This window comes from Hydrogenophaga sp. (genome assembly GCF_030656115.1).
GTDB lineage: Bacteria > Pseudomonadota > Gammaproteobacteria > Burkholderiales > Burkholderiaceae_C > Hydrogenophaga.
The window spans coordinates 40809-57677 of sequence record NZ_JAUSOO010000034.1 but is presented as its reverse complement, the minus strand read 5'-3'; the positions used below and the strand labels follow the sequence as shown (position 1 = coordinate 57677).

Annotated in this window: 14 protein-coding genes; 8 read left to right on the top strand and 6 right to left on the bottom strand. The window is 65.1% G+C overall.

The features are described from left to right. Together Q7J58_RS04130 and Q7J58_RS04125 are read left to right on the top strand one after the other, a co-directional pair. The coding region (locus Q7J58_RS04130; RefSeq protein ID WP_304823824.1) for an IS5 family transposase at positions 1-882 on the top strand (882 nt) is incomplete at its 5' end. A 202-nt stretch (positions 883-1084) separates the two neighbouring features. Beyond that, a complete protein-coding gene (locus tag Q7J58_RS04125) occupies positions 1085-1474 on the top strand; it encodes a VOC family protein (protein ID WP_304823821.1) in 390 nt (129 codons plus the stop codon). 34 nt (positions 1475-1508) lie between these two features. On the opposite strand, the gene Q7J58_RS04120 is transcribed toward Q7J58_RS04125, so the two are convergent. After that, complete coding sequence (locus tag Q7J58_RS04120; protein WP_304823818.1) at positions 1509-2897, bottom strand: ATP-binding protein; 1389 nt, start codon at positions 2895-2897, stop codon at positions 1509-1511. Between the two features lie 53 nt (positions 2898-2950). Beyond that, a complete protein-coding gene (locus Q7J58_RS04115; RefSeq protein ID WP_304823815.1) occupies positions 2951-5302 on the bottom strand; it encodes an ATP-dependent DNA helicase in 2352 nt (783 codons plus the stop codon). 49 nt (positions 5303-5351) lie between these two features. Between Q7J58_RS04115 and Q7J58_RS04110 the strand changes: the two genes are divergently transcribed. The 5 genes from Q7J58_RS04110 (at position 5352) to Q7J58_RS04090 (ending at position 11311) form a co-directional block, all read left to right on the top strand. Then, complete coding sequence (locus Q7J58_RS04110; protein ID WP_304823812.1) at positions 5352-6170, top strand: hypothetical protein; 819 nt, start codon at positions 5352-5354, stop codon at positions 6168-6170. A gap of 186 nt (positions 6171-6356) precedes the next feature. Then, entirely contained in the window at positions 6357-7613 is a 1257-nt protein-coding gene (locus Q7J58_RS04105) for an extracellular solute-binding protein (RefSeq protein ID WP_304823810.1), read from the top strand. A gap of 397 nt (positions 7614-8010) precedes the next feature. Further along, positions 8011-8904 carry an MBL fold metallo-hydrolase gene (locus Q7J58_RS04100; protein WP_304823807.1) on the top strand — a complete coding sequence of 298 codons (894 nt, stop codon included), beginning with the start codon at positions 8011-8013 and terminating at the stop codon, positions 8902-8904. A gap of 48 nt (positions 8905-8952) precedes the next feature. Further along, on the top strand, positions 8953-10683 hold the full coding sequence (gene sulP / locus Q7J58_RS04095) for a sulfate permease (protein ID WP_304823804.1): 1731 nt from the start codon (positions 8953-8955) through the stop codon (positions 10681-10683). Positions 10684-10897: 214 nt separating this feature from the next. Beyond that, on the top strand, positions 10898-11311 hold the full coding sequence (locus tag Q7J58_RS04090) for a hypothetical protein (RefSeq protein WP_304823801.1): 414 nt from the start codon (positions 10898-10900) through the stop codon (positions 11309-11311). A gap of 147 nt (positions 11312-11458) precedes the next feature. Here the strand turns inward: Q7J58_RS04090 and Q7J58_RS04085 are convergent, their stop codons facing one another. The 4 genes from Q7J58_RS04085 to Q7J58_RS04070 all read right to left on the bottom strand — a co-directional run bounded on the left by Q7J58_RS04085 (position 11459) and on the right by Q7J58_RS04070 (position 15916). Further along, complete coding sequence (locus Q7J58_RS04085; RefSeq protein ID WP_304823798.1) at positions 11459-12109, bottom strand: Crp/Fnr family transcriptional regulator; 651 nt, start codon at positions 12107-12109, stop codon at positions 11459-11461. A 6-nt stretch (positions 12110-12115) separates the two neighbouring features. Beyond that, positions 12116-12811 (bottom strand): LuxR family transcriptional regulator, encoded by a 696-nt coding sequence (locus Q7J58_RS04080; protein WP_304823795.1) that lies wholly within the window; start codon positions 12809-12811, stop codon positions 12116-12118. Between the two features lie 141 nt (positions 12812-12952). Next, complete coding sequence (locus Q7J58_RS04075) at positions 12953-14659, bottom strand: thiamine pyrophosphate-binding protein (protein ID WP_304823792.1); 1707 nt, start codon at positions 14657-14659, stop codon at positions 12953-12955. A 27-nt stretch (positions 14660-14686) separates the two neighbouring features. Next, positions 14687-15916, bottom strand: coding sequence for an MFS transporter (locus Q7J58_RS04070; protein WP_304823789.1), 1230 nt, complete (start codon positions 15914-15916; stop codon positions 14687-14689). A 94-nt stretch (positions 15917-16010) separates the two neighbouring features. Here Q7J58_RS04070 and Q7J58_RS04065 point away from each other — a divergent pair, with 94 nt between their 5' ends. Further along, positions 16011-16868, top strand: coding sequence for a helix-turn-helix transcriptional regulator (locus tag Q7J58_RS04065; protein WP_304823786.1), 858 nt, complete (start codon positions 16011-16013; stop codon positions 16866-16868). Position 16869 lies beyond the last annotated feature (1 nt).

Below are 16869 nucleotides of genomic sequence, written 5' to 3'. Positions count from 1 at the left end.
CTCAAAGCCCGAGGGTCGCTGACGATCTGGCTGGACAAAGACATGCAGTGGTACGCCCCGGCCAGTGGCAAGCGAGGACGCCAGCGAATCTTCTCCGAGGCAGCCATTCAGTTCTGCCTGAGCATCAAGTGCCTGTTCAACCTGGCGCTGCGTCAAAGCCTGGGTCTGGTTGAGAGCCTGTTGCGCCTGGCGGGCTTGAACTGGAGCGTGCCTGACTTCAGTACAGTGTGTCGGCGCCAGAAGACGCTGCGGGTGCAACTGCCCTACCGGGCCAGCACCACCGCGCTGGACTTGCTGGTGGACAGTACCGGGATCAAGTTTCTGGGCGAGGGTGAATGGAAACGCAAGAAGCACGGGGCCGAGTACCGGCGGCAGTGGCGCAAGGTACACCTGGGCATTGACGCCCACACGCTGGAGATTCGGGCCATTGAGGTGACCGACAACAGCGTGGGCGACGCGCCGATGCTGCCCGAGCTGCTGGCTCAGATACCGCCCGACGAAGCGCTGGCCAGTGTCAGCGCCGACGGGGCCTACGACACCAAGGCGTGCCATGCGGCGATTGCCCAAAGAGGCGCACAGGCGGTTATCCCACCGCGCAAGAACGGCAAGCCGTGGAAGGCGACCCTGGTGGGGGCGAGCGTGCGCAATGAGGCGCTCAAAGCCTGTGGCCGGCTGGGGTTGACCATCTGGAAGAAGTGGAGCGGCTACCACCGCAGAAGTCTGGTGGAAACCAAGATGCACTGCTTCAAGCGCCTGGGCGAGCGGGTGATGGCGCGCACGTTTGAGCGTCAGGTGGCGGAGTTGCATGTGCGTGTGGCGCTGCTCAACCGCTTTACGCAGCTCGGGCGCCCGACAACGGTGCCCGTGGTCGCCATGGCATAGCTGCGTCTGGGGTTGGGGTCAGCTCGTTCCGTTTTTGAGTTGTGCAACAAAGCCCATTCAGCCGTTCAGCGCCGTTCAAGGTCCAGACCCGTTGGGTATATCCACCCGGTCCCGCAGGTCTTGCAGGATGCTTTACCGTTGCCCGCCCGCAGGCCCAGCAGGCCGGGCGCATTCAACCCAACAACCCAGGAGACAAACAGACATGTTCAATCACATCATGGTCGGTTCCAACGACATTGAGCGCTCGAAACGGTTTTATGACGCGGCACTGGGCGTGCTCGGCGTGGGTGAGCCGGTGCGCAACGTGGCCAGCAGCGGCCACACCCGGCTTTTTTACCGCCATGCGGGCGGCACGTTTGGCGTGACGGAGCCCATCAATGGCGAAGCCGCCACCGGCGCCAACGGCGGCACCATCGGTTTCAAGTGCACGTCGCCCGAGCAGGTGCAGGCGTTTCACGATGTGGCCGTGGCGCATGGGGGTACGTCGATTGAAGATGCTCCTGGGCTGCGCCAGGGCGCCATGGGTGCGCTGCACCTGTCTTACGTGCTCGATCCCGACGGCAACAAGCTGTGTGCGCTTTACCGACCCTGAGCGCGGTAGCGCTTCATGGCATGCGGGGCGGTGCTTACTGAGATGGCGGCAACTGCATGGCTTTTCGTTGTCGCCAGGCTTGCCGAACAAACGGGTCTGCCACCGCATAAACGCCATGCGACTGGCGGTGCATGACGTTGGCGGTGATCATGCGGTCGACCATGTTTTGCACCTGGGGTGTGTCCACCGTGGTGCCGATCTGCTCTGCGTAACTGTTGATGGCATCCGCAGAGAACAGGCCTGACTCGCCTTGTTCGTTGCCATGCACCACGCGATCAAAGATGGCTGAAGCCAGCGTGCCCAACGTCTCAATGGTTGCGATTTCCACTTCTGCCGCCGCCGACGCCAGGCTTGAGCAAATGATGGGAAAGGCGACGTTGGCATCTTCAGGGCGCGACTGGAGCAGCACCAGTGCGTTTTGCAGTTCTTCGGGGCGCTGACCAAGCGCCAGAAATCCTTGGTACATCACATCGTGCGAAGGCAGTTTGATCCCTTTGATTTGTTTCAGTTGTGCTTCTTTCCAGCTCACGAAATCTGAGCCCAGAGGCTCATAGCCCGTGGATACGGCACCGGCGAATGGCTGCGACCGCCGAGTGGCCATGTCCGCAACCAGCGACTTGTGCGAGCCCGTGCCCAAGAAGAGCAAGTAGCCGGGTGTGCCAGGGCGGGTGTTGACGGCGTCTCGCGCAGCCTTCAAGGCAAACAGCAGATGGCCGCCCTCTTCGGTGCCCAAGGCCTGCTGTACCTCGTCAATGATGAGCACGACATCGGTCTTCACCTGGTCAACCAGTTCGGTAAACACAGCCGCCAACGTGGCGCCACCCGGCTTGCCCACGGCGTCGACCTGGAAGCCGAAAGAAAATCCGGCAGCACCCACATTCAAGCCTTTGAACCGGCTCAGCAGCTGGGTACCAGGAGCCGCCAAGGCGGACAGCGTGGCCTTGACTGCTTCGTGCACGAGCGAAGCCGGGCTTTTGCTGCGATCGGCCCAAAGGTCCACGTAGATCACCAGGGTGCCCATGGATTCCAGAGCCGGTACCAGGTCTTGCCGAAGAAAGGTGGTTTTTCCGATGCGGCGGATGCCAGACAGAAACACGCCCGAGCGCACCTGCACCTGCAACGCAGTGGGCTTCAACAGCTGTTGCGCCAGGTCAGCGGCGTACTGGGGGCGGTGGAAAACGGGTTTGGCTTGCATTGGGGTATCCGTATTTATCTGTTGCTGATAATTATCAGCAACAGATAATTTTATGTAAACACAGACAGGTTGAACAAGATGCTTCAAAGCTACCGTCGTCTGCGGTGTCCAGACCCCAACCACCAAACGGGTGCAGCGCGCCGAGTTTCGTCGCATGCGTCCGAGTTCGCGGGTCTGCGATGTCCCGCTTTGGTTGGGTGTCTGCATCGTCTTCGTGGTGGCGAACATGGTGCGCCAAGTGGGACGTGACCAAACACCCGGGGACCCGTTGCGCGTTGGCACTACACACCCGTGACACCCGGTGTTGCGCTCGGCGTGGTCCACCAACGGGGCAGCAGGCGCTGCACACCGGGCTGTGCAAAGCGGTCGTCCAGCAGCCACACGGTGCCATGGTCTTGCTCGGTGCGGATCACCCGGCCGGCGGCTTGCACCACTTTTTGCAGGCCGGGGTAGAGGTAGGCGTAGTCGTAACCCCGGCCAAACAGGGCTTGCAGGCGCGCGCGCATTTGCTCGTTCACCGGGTTCACCTGCGGCAGGCCCAGCGTGGCAATGAAGGCGCCAATGAGGCGCCGGCCGGGCAGGTCGATGCCTTCACCAAACGCGCCGCCCAGCACCGCAAAGCCAATGCCCTGGCCGCCTTCGGTGAAGCGGGCCACAAAGGCGTCGCGCTCGGGCTCGCCCATGCCGCGCGACTGCGCCCACACCGGCAGCTGCGGGTGGTGTTGCTGCAGCCGGTCCAGCGCTTGCTGCAGGTAGTCGAAGCTGCTGAAAAAGGCCAGGTAGTTGCCGGGCTCGGCGGCGTATTGCGCCGCCATCACCTCGGCCATGGGCGTGAGCGAGGCCTGGCGGTCGCTCCAGCGGGTGGAAATGTGGGGCGCCACGCGCACGGCCAGTTGCTCGGGCGCAAAGGGCGAGGGCACATCGACCCGCAGCGTGTCGGTGGGCAGACCGAGCATGTGGGCCACAAAGTCCATGGGCGCGAGCGTGGCTGAAAACAGCGTGGCGCTGTGGGCTGTGGCCCAGCGCGGCGCCAGCAGCGGGCCGGGCACCACGTTGCGAATGGCGAGCACGGGGTGTTTCACCCGCCCGGTGCCGGTGTCGCGCGTGAGGTCGCACAGCGAGTGCTCGCCAAACCCTTCGGCCACGCGCAACACGTGCAGCGCGTCAAACCACCAGCGCTGCAGCGGGCCGTCCACCGCGTCTTGTGGGTGCTGCGCGAAGTGGTCGCCGATGTCGCTGCACAGCTGTTGCAGCGCGGTGATGAAGTCACCCGGCAGCTCGGGCAGCACGTCGTGGTCTTGGGTCTGCGTTTTGGCCAGCGCGCTCCAGCGGCGCTGCAGTTTGTCCAGCGGCTTTTTCAGGGCGGCGGGCGCGGCTTGGCGCAGCGCCTGAAAAGCGGCGGGCTCCAGCGTGGCGCTGTGCATGAGGCGGGCGCGCTCGATCAGGTTGTGCGCTTCGTCCACCAGCAGGCCCACACGCCAGCCGTTGGCTTCGGTCAGCGTGTGCCAGGCGGCGCCGTGGTCAAAGTAGTGGTTGAAGTCGCCCACGGCCACGTCGGCCCAGCGCAGCATTTCCTGCCCCAGGTAGTAAGGGCACACGCGGTGTTCCAGCGCCACGCTGCGCAGCGCGGTTTTGCTCAGCCAGCGGGCCTGCGCGGCGGCTTGGCGGGCAGCGGGCAGGCGGTCGTAAAAGCCCTGCGCCAGCGGGCAGCTGTCGCCGTGGCAGGCTTTGTCGGGGTGCTCGCAGGCGGTGTCGCGGGCCACGCGTTCCAGCACCCGCAGCGGGATGGCTTGCGGGGTGTCGGCCTGGCTGAGCGTGTCCAGTGCGTCCAGCGCGAGCTGGCGGCCGGGGGTTTTGGCGGTGAGGTAAAACAGTTTGTCGGTGCCCGGGTCTTTCCCGTTGCCGGGCGCGGCTTTGAGCGCGGCAAACAGGGTGGCCATGGTTTTGCCAATGCCGGTGGGGGCTTGCGCCATCAGCACCCGGCCGTGGCGGTGGGTGCGGTAGACCGCCTCGGCCAGCGCGCGTTGCCCGGTGCGAAACGCCGGGAAGGGAAAAGCCAGCCCGCGCAAGGCCGCGTCGCGCGCCACGCGGTGCGCGCGCTCGGCCCGGGCCCACACCGCGTAGCGCGTGCACAGGGCTTCAAAGTGCGCGCGCAGTTCGGCCGCGCTGTGGTGTTGCACCAGCGGTGTTTCTTGGGCAGTGTCGATGTTGAAGTAAATGAGTGCCAGGTCCAGCCCGTCCAACGCCAGTTGCGTGCACAGCAGGTGGCCATACACGCGGGCCTGCGCCCAGTGCAGCGCGCGCTGGTTGGCGCCGATCAGGGCCGGGTCGCCGCGGTGGGTTTTGATCTCTTCCAGCCGCAGGGCCACGGTATCGAACCCATCGGCCCGGCCTTGCACGCGCAGCCCGCCCCACACCGCGCTCAGGGGCAGTTCGCGCTGGTAGCCCGCGCCCCGGCGTGCGGTGACTTCGCTGTGCCCGGCCACGCCTTCGCTGCCGCTGGGCGAGGGCGTGAAGCGCAGGTCCAGGTCGCCCGCGCGCGCCGCAAAGTCGCACAGCGCGCGCACCGCCACCACGCCCAATGGGGCGTCTTCAGCGGTTTCGGGTTCCAGGCGGGGTGGGGCGGTGTTCACGGTGTTCGGAGGTGGTTCGGTGGCATCGTACGGGACATATAGTCCGTTGATGAGTTCGTTTGTGCCCACCCTGACCCGCCGCCACCACCAGCGCCTGCGCGAGATTTACCGCTCGGCCGGCTGGCCCCGCCAAGATCTGTTGGAGGTGGAGCTGCTCGCTGCCGGTCAGGTGGAGCGGCGCGTGTCTGACCAAGGCCACGAGACGCTGCGGGTGACCGACGCCGGCATTGAAACCCTGGCGCGGGTGTTTGCCAGCAACAAGGCGGCGCGTTCCCCGCACGAGGCGCTGGTGGAACAGGTGGCGGTGGCCATGGGCCGCGCCGGGCGGCTGGCGTGGCGCGGCCTGGCGCTGCGCGTGCCCTTGCCGCGCACGCTGTTGCTGGGCGAACCGTTGGGGGATGGCTTGGCGCTTGCCGTGGCCGAACCGCCCGCGCAGTTGAGCGCGTTCGACGATGGCACCGATGCCGTGCCCGGCCAGCCCGAACACACCTGGTGCATGGCCTGCCCCGATGTGTTTTCCATTCGCCGCAGCTCGGTGGAGGCCTACCTGGAGCCGGTGGTGCACGAGATCAAGGTGAACCGCGCCGACCTGCTGGGTGACCTGAAAAAACCCGCCAAGCGCGCAGCTTACCTGGGGCTGGCCAGCGCCTGCTGGTATGTGCTGGGGCACGACGCCCGGGGCTGCCCGATTGGCGAGCCCGACGAGATTCCACCCGAATGCGGTGTGATGCTGGCCACGCCGCAGGGCCTGACGGTGGCCCGCGAGGCGCCGCGCCGCGCGCTGGAGCGGCTGCCGTTCCATGTGTGGATGGCGCTGGCCCAGGCCGGCCCGGTGGAGCGGGAAGAGCGGGTGCAGACGGGGTTCTGATACCGCTGGCCAGGACGGGTTGGGCGCGCAAGGCGGCCATGGATCTGGCATGGGGAATTCACCTAGAAGCAACGCCGGGCATCGGTCCTAAAATTTTATGAAATCGCTTTCAAGCCGAGAGCGTACAAAAAATTTTGCCAATTCATGCCAAAAACAAGCAAAAAGCGTCTCAAAGCGCACCGTTGGATGTGGTTGGGCATCGGTTTGCTGGTGGGGGTCTTTTCAGGTGCGAACGCACAGCAAACACTCACCATCGCCGCCTATCCGGCCGTGGACGAGATCGCCAAGGCCGCCATTCCCTTGTGGAAAAAGAAATATCCGTTGGTCGATATCCGCGTCGTGAGCCGCCCTTATGCGGACCACCACACGGCCATGGCCACGGCGCTGTCCAGCTCGACCGGGCTGCCCGATGTGATGGCCGTGGAATTTGGCCATCTCGGTCGTTTTGCCGAAGGGGGTGGGCTGGAGAACCTGGGCGATGAGCCTTACAGCATCCGGTCGCGCCAACTGCGTTTTGTCCCTTTCGCCTTTCGCCAGGCCGTCAACAGCTCGGGCGTCATTGTGGCGGTGCCCAGTGACATTGGCCCCGGCACCCTGTTGTACCGCGCGGACATTCTGAAAAAAGCCGGCGTGACAGAAGCGGAGTTGACCGAATCCTGGGATTCGTTCATTGCGGCAGGGGTCAAAATCAAGGCGCTCACCGGCGCCTACCTGATGGCCAATGCACGCGACATCAAAGACATCGTGATTCGGACCGACACCCGCTCGCCCGGCGCGGTTGCTTACTGGAAGCCCGGTGAGGGGCTGTACATCAGCAAAAGCGGCAAGATTCAGGTGGACAGCCCGCGTTTCGTGCGCGCCTTTGAACTGGCCAAAAAAGTGCGGGAGCTCAAGCTCGATGGGCAGATCAACACCTGGTCGCCCGAGTGGGTGGAGGGTTTCAAAAAGGGCACCGTGGCCACGCAGATGTCGGGCGCATGGCTGGCCGGGCACCTGAGCAACTGGATGGCGCCCGAAACCCGGGGTTTGTGGCGCGCCGCACAACTGCCCGAGAAGGCCTGGGGCTCCTGGGGCGGCAGCTTCTACGCCATTCCCCAAGGCGCCAAAAACAAGGCGATGGCCTGGGAGTTCATTCAGATGATGAGCCTGACCCCCGAGGTGCAGCTCGGCGCGTTCAAGTCGCACGATGCGTTTCCCGCCTTGGTGGCTGTGCACGACGATGCCTTCTTCAACCAGCCCATTGCGTTTCTGGGTGGACAACCGGCCCGGCTGTTGTGGCGCGAAGCGGCCAGCAAGGTCAGCCCGATCAATGTGCACAAGCTGGACACCGTGGCCGAGGAGATCGTCAACGCCGAGATGGATGCCGTTTTGAACAACGGCAAAAGCGTGGCGGCTGCGTTGGCGAACGCCAAAGAATTGCTCACGCAACGCGTGGGGCGCTGACCCAGACCTTCACACCGCGCAGGCAGGGTTGCGCAGGGGGCCCGCCCTGCGAGACACCCCCCCGCGTCCTTTGAGCGTGCTCTTCGGCCAGCGCTTGGCATGGGCGTTACTTGTCGCTTGCGTCCTTGAGCGCACGCCCGATATGGACGTTCCCGAGAAGCGCCCAGCCAAGGCTGTCCGTGCCCTGTCCGGTGCGTGGCGCACGCCTATCGGCTCGATGAACAAATGCAACCAGGCGGTTGATTTTTCTCAAACAGATAACTCCCCCGGGTATACATACTTTGTTCATGGATTGAAAAATTGTTTGATCCATGTTTTGGGTACCCAACCCAAAAGATCCGGATTGACGCCAAGCCGCAGGCCGTACGCAGGTACGGTAAGGCAAAACAACAACGCCATGAACACACCCCGTATGCACATCGAGTCGTCTTTTGACCCGGCCACATCCACGTTCAGCCACATCGTGTGGGACGCATCCACCGGGCAATGCGCCCTGATCGACAGCGTGCTCGACTACGACCCCAAGTCGGGTCGCACCGACACCGCCAGCGCGGACCGCCTGATCGCCCGGGTGGGCGAGCTGGCGCTGAGCGTGCAGTGGTTGCTGGAAACCCACGTACACGCCGACCACCTGTCAGCGGCCCCCTATTTGCAACAGCGTCTGGGTGGGCAAACCGCTATTGGTTCGCACATCACCACGGTGCAAAACGTCTTTGGCAAACTTTTCAATGCAGGCACCGAGTTCGCCCGCGACGGCAGCCAGTTTGACCGTCTGCTGGTCGATGGCGAAAGCTTCTCCATTGGCCACCTGCAGGCGCGAGCGCTGCACACACCCGGCCACACACCGGCTTGCATGACCTACGTGGTGCGAGACCACAGCGTGGACCCGATACGCACCGTGGCCTTTGTGGGCGACACGCTGTTCATGCCCGATTACGGCACCGCGCGCTGCGACTTCCCCGGCGGCAGTGCCAGCACGCTGTACCAATCGATCCAGAAGGTGCTCAGCCTGCCGAACGACACCGAGCTGTATTTGTGCCACGATTACCCGCCCACCGCGCGCGAACCGCAATGCCTGACCACCGTGGGTGCCCAGAAGGCGGCCAATGTGCACGTGCACCAAGGCGTGTCCGAGGCCGAGTTTGTGCAGATGCGCCAGCAGCGGGACGCCACCCTGGACATGCCGGTGCTGATCCTGCCGTCGGTGCAGGTCAATATGCGGGGCGGCCGGATGCCACCGGCGGAAGACAACGGCGTGACCTACCTGAAAATACCCATCAACGCGGTTTGAACGGGGCCACCCCGGCACGCAGCCAAGACCCCCATACCGACTCCATCCATGAAGCACCCCCTGGCCCATTGGTTCCCCATACTGCATTGGGGTCGAGGCTACAGCCGCGCGCATTTCAGCGCCGACGCGGTGGCGGCCGCCGTGGTCACGCTCATGCTGATTCCGCAGAGCCTGGCCTATGCCTTGCTCGCAGGTTTGCCGCCCGAAGCCGGGTTGTATGCCAGCATGGCACCGTTGGTGGTGTACGCTGTTTTGGGCACCAGCAGCACCCTGGCGGTGGGGCCGGCAGCGGTGACATCGCTCGTGACCGCTGCCGCGCTGGGCTCGGTGGCCGCAGCGGGCAGCCTGGGCTATGCCGCTGCTGCGGCCTTGCTGGCGCTGCTCAGCGGCTTCATGCTGTTGGCCATGGGTGTGCTGCGCCTGGGTTTTGTGGCCCATTTTTTGAGCCATCCGGTCATCTCGGGCTTTGTGTCGGCATCCGGCTTGCTGATTGCCGCCACGCAACTCAAACACCTCATGGGCGTTCCGTTGACCGGGCAGACCTTGCCCGAGCTCGTGCCCAGCCTGTGGCAGCACGCGGCGCAGGTGCACGTGCCCACGCTGGCCATTGGCTTGGGTGCGTTGGCCTTTCTGGTGTGGGTGCGCCGCTCGCTCAAGGCGCGTTTGCGTGCCTGGGGTCTGGGCCCGCTGGTGGCCGATGTGGTGACCAAAGCCGCGCCGGTGCTGGCGCTGGCGGTGACCACGCTGCTGGCCTGGGGCTTGCGGCTGGACGAAAGCGGCTTGCGGGTGGTGGGCACCGTGCCCGGGGGGCTGCCGCCGCTGACCATGCCGGCGCTGAACGCCGACCTGTGGCCACAGATCGAACAGCTGGCCCTGGCCGCGCTGCTGATCAGCCTGGTGGGTTTTGTGGAGTCGGTCTCGGTGGGGCAGTCGCTGGCGGCCAAACGGCGCGAGCGCATCGAACCCGACGCCGAACTGCGCGCCTTGGGTGCCAGCAACATCGCAGCCGGTCTTACTGGCGGTTTTCCGGTCACCGGGGGTTTTTCCCGCTCGGTGGTCAATTTTGATGCGGGTGCGCGCACGCCGGCTGCGGGTGTTTTTACCGCCTTCGCCTTGCTGCTGGCGGCCCTGTTGCTGACCCCCGCCCTGTATTACCTGCCGCAGGCCACGCTGGCCGCCACCATTGTGGTGGCCGTGCTCACGCTGGTCGATTTCGGTGCGTTCACCCGCACCTGGCGCTACGCCCGGGCCGACTTCACCGCCCTGGCCCTGACGTTTTCGCTCACGCTGCTGTGGGGCGTGGAAGCTGGGCTCACCGCGGGCGTGAGTGCGTCGCTGCTGCTGTACCTGTGGCGCACCAGCCGCCCGCACATTGCCACCGTGGGCCGGGTACCGGGCACCGAGCACTACCGCAACGTGTTGCGCCATGCGGTGCAGACGCATCCCCGCGTGCTCAGCTTGCGCGTGGACGAAAGCCTGTACTTTGCCAATGCGCGTTACCTGGAAGACCACATTGCCGCGCAGGTGGCCGCGCACCCCGCCATTGCCCATGTGGTGCTGCAGTGCACCGCCATCAACGCCATTGACGCCAGTGCACTGGAAAGCCTGGAGACCATCGTGCACCGGCTCAAGGATGCCGGCGTGCAGATGCACCTGAGCGAGGTCAAGGGCCCGGTGATGGACCGGCTGGAGCGCAGCGATTTTCTGCACCACCTGAGCGGGCGCGTGTTTCTCACGCACCACCAGGCTATTTCGGCCCTCACCGAAGAACAGCCGTGAAGCCGGCCGCCGTGGTGCAGCCGGTGCATGGGGGTCGCCTTGCTTTCGACGCCAACAGGCGGACGCCTGTTGGCGTTCATGACCCCGAAATTTGCAAGGACTTGCGATTTCTCATGGATACCCTGGTGAGTATGTGAAGAATGGGTCCTGCGCTGGCGATGGCCGGTGCACCGACCCGATTTCACGGTTATCCCTCATTTCAAGGAGTTTGCGCATGAAGAAGCTGATCACCCTGGGCGCCGCCGCCCTGTTGTTGTCCGGTGTGGCCCAGGCCCAGGAGCTGTTCGTCAATATTCACAGCGGCAACGCCATGGCACAGGGCGCAGGCTTGGTGCTTGCAGGCCAGGCGTTGGAGCAAAAGGCCAGTGTGCGCGTGCTGCTGTGCGACAAGGCGGGTGACATCGCTGTCGTGGGCCAAGAGCTGCCCAAGCTCAAGCCGCGCGACGTGACCACGCAGCAGATGCTTCAAGGTGTCATCAAGGCCGGTGCCAAAGTGGAGGTTTGCGCTCTGTACCTGCCCAATACCGGCCGCAAGCCGACCGACCTGATGGACGGCGTGACCCCGGCCAAGCCGGCCGATGTGGCGGCCCATTTGCTCAAGCCAGGCGTGAACACCTTGGCATTCTGATGGATTGGGGTTTGGCATGCAGCGCCCATTGCGGCGCTGCATGTGCGAAGGCGGCAAAACGGGCCTCGCTGGTGCCGATTTTCGCTCTCGGCGCTCCAAGTCCGCCGGGCGCCCAGGTCCGACGGTTTTGCGCAAGTCGTCTGGAAATCACCAGCGCGCAGGCAGCGGTTTGAGCAACCAGATCCAACGATCGCGTACCGCCACGTAGCCACCAGTTTCCAAATCTTTGAGCAGGCGGCTGACCATTTCGCGGGAGCAGGCCAAGTGCTGCGCCATGGCTTGGTGGGTGAGGCGTTCCTGTAAGACGCGTTCACCGTTGGCATTGCAATCACCCGCGATCTGGTTCAGCAAACGCACCAGACGACCGTACACATCGATCAGCGCAACACTGCGTGCGCTTTCGGTGGCCAGGCGCGCGCGTCGAATGACCCGAGCCAGGAGTTCCATCGAAAACTCGGGTTCGGCCGAGATGTAGGCCAACAGCGTGGCGCGGGAAACCACCGAGCACTGCGTGGCCTCAAGTGCTTCCACATTGGCGGAGCGGGGTCCACCGTCGAGCGACATTTCGCCCACGTAATCCAGTGGACCGTGCAGGCACAGCGTGAGTTCTTTGCCCGTGTTGTCGGCCAGAAACGAGCGCAAACGACCTCGTTGGACGATGAAGAGGTTGTCGCCAAAATCGCCTTCCTGGATCAGCAAAGTGCCTCGCCGGAAGTGGCGAGGTGTACCCAACGCCGCCAAGGCTTCGACATGGCGGCTGGGGAGAGGGGTATCCGGCGGGGCGGTATTGGGCGGCATCCAGTGTCACGGGTGGGCAAACTCCGTGGCATTGTGGCGCATGGGCTGGTTGATTCGCAAGGCAGGCACCACCGGTGGCAGGCTGCTGACTCTGCGCATGAGCTGGCGAACGCTGGTGGATGCGGTTTTTTCGCGCAGCGATTTCACCTGGCTGCGCACCGTGGAATGCGCAACCCCGTTGGACTGAGCGATTTCGGGCACCGAAAGACCAGCGCACAGACCGATCAGGACCGATTCCTCGCTGGAGCTGAGCCCGTGCGAGCGCGCAAACATGCGCACGGCCAGGTTGTCGCAGGTGTTTTGGCGCGACAGCAGCACCAACACCGTCGGCGAGTCGGTTTCCAGCGGGTGGCTCAGCGGTATGAACGCGGCGGACAGTTCGCGTCCTTCGATCGGGAGCAGCACCAGTCGCCGTTGCCCCCGGCAAGCGTGTGCAACCGCCAGTTCAATCTGTTCGGTGAGTTCCGTGGTGGCGCCCATCAGCATGCGCCCGTGCGAGAAGATGACGTTGCCGCTTGCCAGCTCGTGGCGGGCGAGGTGGTTGCTGTGCAGGATGTGGCCATCGGTGTTCACAACGAGGATGCCGTAGTCGATCTCGTCCAGCACCCGCAACAGGTGGCTCGAATTCAGTTCCGGTAAAAGGTGCTGGGACATGCTCGCCTGAGCACTGCTGTTCCATTCGATGGGGTTGACTGGCCACATGATCATCTCTCCTTCAAGGTGGATGTCAGTTTAGGCAGTAGGGCTGGCGAAAAGATGTGTCCGGGTGCCGCCAGGTTTGTGACTTATTGACCAACAAACTTTAGACAAGGGCTGAGAGGCGGAGAGGGGCGAGAGGGCCGATCAGGCCCGAGCTTGGAGCGCGTTGTCGCGAATGGCGCTCAGTGTGCCGCGGGTGGTGATGACCTCCGGGTCGAGCTGCACTTCAATGAGCGTGCCGGTGGGAGCGGCCAGAGCCCGCAGCAGGGCGGGTTCAAATTCGGCGCTGTGGGTGACGCACTCGGCCGCGTAGCCGTAGGCGCGCGCCAGGGCGCAAAAGTCGGGGTTGCGCAGGTGGGATCCGCTCACGTGCGTGGGGTATTCGCGTTCCTGGTGCATGCGGATGGTGCCGTAGCTGCCGTTGTTCAGCAGCAGGATGATGGTCTTGGCACCGTGCTGCACGGCGGTGGCCAGCTCCTGGCCGTTCATCAAAAAATCGCCGTCGCCGGTGATGGTGAAGGCGGTGCGGCCGGTGAGGATGGCTGCCGCAATGCCGGCCGGCACGCCGTAGCCCATGGCGCCGTTGGTGGGTGCCAGTTGGGTTTTCAGCCCTTTGGCCATGCCGTGGTATTTGAAGAACCGGTGCAGCCAGCTGGCGAAGTTGCCTGCGCCGTTGGTGAGCACCGCATCAAGGGGCAAATGGCGTTGCAGCGTGTGGATGAGGGCGGGCATGTCGATGGTGCCGGGCAGCACGGTGCCGCCGTTGGCCACGTCCACATTGGCCTCGTAGTCGGCATGGCAGGCCTGTGTCCACTGGCCCCAGGCCACGCCAGGTGGTGCGGTGAGCACTTCCAGGCTGCGCGCAGCCGCGTTCATGGTGGCGTTGATGGCCAGCGTGGCCTGGTACACGCGGTTCAGCTCCTCGGCGCTGGCGTGGATATGCACCAGCTTTTGCCTGGGGCAGGGCGCTTCGATCAGCGTGTAGCCAGCGGTGGTGGCTTCGCCCAAGCGTGGGCCGATGGCGATCAGCAGGTCGCTCTGGCGCACACGTGCGGCCAGCGCCGGGTTGATGCCCAGGCCCACATCGCCCGCGTACTGGGCGTGGTGGTTGTCAAAGCAGTCTTGAAAGCGAAACGTGTTGGCCACTGGCAGTTGCCAGTTTTCAGCAAAGCGCTGCAAGGCCGCCGCCGCCTGCGGTGTCCAGCCGCCACCGCCGGCCAATACCAGCGGACGCTCGGCCTGCAGCAGCAGTGCGCGCAGGGTGCGCAGCGCCCCCGGGTCGCTCCAGGCTTGCACCGGCTCTGCGCGCGGCAGCGGCGTGGCGTCCACAGTTTGGGTCAGCATGTCTTCGGGCAGCACCAGCACCACCGGGCCGGGCCGGCCGTTCAGGGCGGTGGCAAAGGCGCGGGCCACGTATTCCGGAATACGGCGGGCGTCGTCGATGCGTTCCACCCGCTTGGCCATGCCTTTGGTGCTGGGGCCGAAAAAGCTCAGGTAGTCCACCTCCTGAAAGGCCTCGCGGTCGCGCGCGTCGCTGGCCACGTCGCCCACAAACAGCACCAGGGGTGTGCTGTCTTGAAAGGCGGTGTGCAGGCCGATGGAGGCGTTGGTGGCACCCGGCCCTCGGGTCACGAAACACACGCCGGGGCGGCCGGTGAGTTTGCCCTGGGCTTCGGCCATGAAGGCTGCGCCACCTTCTTGCCGGTTGGTCACGAAACGGATGCGGTCGGTGTGCGCGTGAAAGCCGTCAAGCACGGCCAGGTAGCTTTCACCCGGCACGCCAAAAGCGTGGGTCACGCCTTGGGCGATCAGGCATTCAACGAGCAGGTGGCCAGCGGGTTTTTGTGTCATGGCTGCCATTGTGCAGCGGTACGGTCATCAGTTGGTTCTGCGCCCGACGCCCACGGCAGCGTAAACAGAAATGGCCAGCACCAGCGCTGCCCCGGCCAGGGTGAGCGCGTACCAACCCCGGTCCATGAAACCGCCGAACACCAGCGGCGAAATGGCAAAGCCCACGTCCAGCCCCGAATACACGGTGCCGTAGACGCGGCCGGTGGCGCCTTTGGGGGTGGCCTTCTTGATCATCATGTCGCGGCTGGGGCCGCCCACGCCCACCGCAAAGCCGGTGGCGGCAAGCGCCACCATGGTGCCCACGGCGCCCAGCCAGCCGGTGGCGCACAACAGCAGCAAGAGCGCGCCGATGGACATGGACACAGCCACCACGCGGTCGCTGGACCAGCGCAGGCTCTGTCCATAAGCGGCGACAAAACCCCCCACCAGCATGCCCACGGCACCGCACAGCATGTAAGCGCTGATGGTGAAGGTGGCCGCCTCCATGCTCACGCCGTGCACGGCTTTCAGGATGGAAGGGGCAAAACTCTGCACCACCGCCAGCGTCATGGTGGACAGCAGAAAAAACGCAAAGCACCACCACACCACGGGCAGCTTCAGGTAGGCCAGCTCAGCGCCTTTGGGCGCGTCGGCATGGCGCACCGCCACCTCGGTGCGCAGCTTGTCGCGCTGCCAATACAGCAGGCCCAGCACGCCCGCATACAGCAGCGCTGCCGCGTAATAGGCCACCCGCCAGTCGGCCAGTGCGGTGATGCCCACCAGAAACACCGGCGCCAGCGCCCAGCCCAGGTTGCCGGTGAGGCCGTGCGCGCTGAAGGCGTGACCCAGGCGCGCGGCTGAGACGCGCTGGTTCAGGATGGTGAAGTCGGCCGGATGAAACGGTGCGTTGCCCAGGCCCGCCAGTATGGCCACCAGCACCAGGCCGCCGTACCCAGTGGCCTGAGAGGCCGCCAGCGCCGCCAGCAGGAACAGGCCGACGGCCGAAAAGAGCACCGGACGGGCACCCAAGCGGTCCACCACAAAGCCGGCCATGGCCTGGCCCGAGCCCGAGATCACGAAAAAGATGCTCATGAGCAGACCCACATCGGAAAAGCTCAGCCCGAAGTCGCGCATGAACACGGGAAACAGCGGCGCCAGCAGCAGGTGGGAGAAGTGCGAGGTGCCGTGGGCCAAGCCCACCAGGCCAATGATGGCGGCGTCTTGTTTCAAGGGCACGGGATGGATGGGCACAGCGGCGTTCAGGGTGGCGGAGGTCATGCGGGCATGTTACGGGTGGTGCAGCGGGCTGAAATGCGCTAAAAAGACAAGCATTGTTGAATTTCAGCCAAACCCACGCCCTGGAGACGCCACCATGCAACGCCGACCGCCCCGCCGCGCCGTTCCCCTGGGCGACTCGAAGCACTTTCAGCCCAGCCCAGCGCAGCCGGTGCGCTGCCGCCCGCGTCTGCTGGAAAGCGAAAACCAGCTCGAACCCCACCACCACCCCTGGGGCCAGTTGGCCTACTGCGCCAGCGGCTTGCTGCGGGTCACCGTGCTGGCCAACGGCGCGGTGGGCACCGACCAGCACAGCCCGGAAACCACCACCATCGTGCCGCCTTCGCGCGCGCTGTGGATTCCCCCCGGCGCTGAGCATGCGGTGACCATCGTGGAGGCCGCCCAGTTGCTCACGCTCTATGTGGACGCCAGCGTGGTGCCGCCACACTGGACCCGCTCGCGCGTGCTGGTGGTGTCACCCTTGCTGCGCCAGCTGATTCTGGCCATGGACCAGCCCCATCTGAACCAGCCCGCCGCCCGCGCCCAGGCGGTGCACACGCTGCTGATCGCAGAAATGGACCACGCCGCCACGCAGCCGCTGGGTGTGCCCATGCCCAGCGCCCGACACGGCGACCGGCGCCTGCGTGCGCTGTGCGAGGCGGTCATGCAAAAGCCCACGCAACACGCCACACTGACCGAATGGGCGTCGTTCAGTGGCGCCAGCGAACGCACGCTGGCGCGCCTGTTTCGAGACGAGTTGGGCACCAGTTTCCAGCGCTGGCGCCAGCAGGTGGTGCTGGCCCACGCGCTGCCCATGCTGGCGCGCGGCATGCCCGTGAGCCGGGTTGCCGCCGCCAGCGGCTATGCGAGCGACAGCGCCTTCAGCGCCATGTTCAAAGCGGCCATGGGCCAGCCGCCCACCCGCGTGGGGGCACGCGCCCCAGACCTGAACTGAA